Below are 767 nucleotides of genomic sequence, written 5' to 3'. Positions count from 1 at the left end.
TTGAACTAAACCCCGCTATGGCGGGGCAGCTTGGCATCGTGCAAAAAACAGCGTAACTTCTATCCTCATCTTTAAATTTTTTAGTTATGAAAAAAAAGTATCCGCGAGTTGATGGAGCGCGAGATGCGTATCCGCAACTACAGTGAAAGGACTATCCGCAGTTACATCAGTTCGGTAGGCCAGATTTGTCGTCATTTTAATTTACCGCCAGGTAAAATAAGTACCTCCCGGTTCAAAAATTATCTTCATTTTTTAATCACTCACGAAAATTGCTCGGTTAGCCGGATCAACCAAAACATCAGCGCGTGGAAGATTCTGCAGCAGGATGTACTGGGACGTCAATGGGAAAGTATCCGCATCAAACGTCCCCGGAAAGAAAAGAAACTCCCGGTTGTACTCTCAGACACCGAAGCCAGGGCATTGATCCGATCGCCCCGCAGCTACAAACACCAGCTTTTACTGACCCTGGCTTATGCCACCGGGATGCGCCGCAGCGAGCTGTTGCACATCCGGCTCAAAGACATTGACCGGCAGCGCAGCGTCATTAAAATCACCGGGAAAGGGAACAAACAACGGGAACTACCTGTGCCGGACGAGCTTTTCAAATCCCTGGAGAAGTACTACCGGAGGTGGCGACCAATGGTTTATCTTTTTGAAGGAAATATCCCTGGCAAGGCCTATTCTGCCTCCAGCATGCAACAGGTTGTAAAGGAAAATGCCGAAAAGGCCGGTATCAAAAAGAACATCTCCCCGCATGTGCTCCGCCA

General features: G+C 48.5%; 1 protein-coding gene. It reads left to right on the top strand.

What is annotated here, in order from left to right; genetic code table 11:
* Positions 1-111 precede the first annotated feature (111 nt).
* The coding region (locus NC99_RS07660; RefSeq protein WP_053181791.1) for a tyrosine-type recombinase/integrase at positions 112-767 on the top strand (656 nt) is incomplete at its 3' end.

This window comes from Sunxiuqinia dokdonensis (assembly GCF_001270965.1).
Classification (GTDB): Bacteria; Bacteroidota; Bacteroidia; order Bacteroidales; family Prolixibacteraceae; genus Sunxiuqinia; species Sunxiuqinia dokdonensis.
The sequence above is the reverse complement of the archived record's forward strand: the minus strand, read 5'-3'. Positions and strand labels throughout refer to the sequence as shown.